The organism is Lactobacillus sp. C449L (assembly GCF_059900815.1).
Window position 1 is genome coordinate 1 of the sequence record NZ_JBWXGA010000162.1, and the last position, 474, is coordinate 474.

General features: G+C 65.8%; 1 protein-coding gene. It reads left to right on the plus strand.

Annotated elements, in window-relative coordinates; translation table 11 throughout:
* Nucleotides 1-169 precede the first annotated feature (169 nt).
* Nucleotides 170-474 (plus strand): outer membrane protein assembly factor BamE (locus AC2JF9_RS08820; RefSeq protein ID WP_500727012.1); only part of this gene is annotated, 305 nt, incomplete at its 3' end.

Sequence of the window (474 nt, forward strand, 5' to 3'; positions counted from 1 at the left end):
TGCGGGAAAGAAGGGACAAGGCGGCTCCTCTGGCTGTCGTTCACGTGGCCGGGCGCCGTACTTGCGCCGTTCAGGCTTTGTCGCATATTGGTGCCTGCGCCCGCGACCCGCAAGACGTGGGACGGCCCGCCGGTCAGTCGCGCAGGACGAGTTTTCAGGAGAGTTCCCCATGTCCCGGCAGAGAAGAAGCCTCGCTCTGGCGATCGTCGCCGCGTCATGCCTCACCGCCGGCTGCGCGCGGGTGCGCGATCATCAGGGCTACCTCTTCGATCCGGTGCTGCTTGCCGCCGTCCAGCCGGGCATCGACAACCGCGATTCGGTGAGCGCCACATTGGGCCGCCCGACCTTCGTCGGCCAGTTCAGCGAACGCGACTGGTACTATGTCTCGCGCAACACCCAGAATCTGGGCTTCGAGATGCCGAAGCCCGTCAGCCAGATCGTCCTCCACATCCGCTTCGACGAGGCGGGCAACGT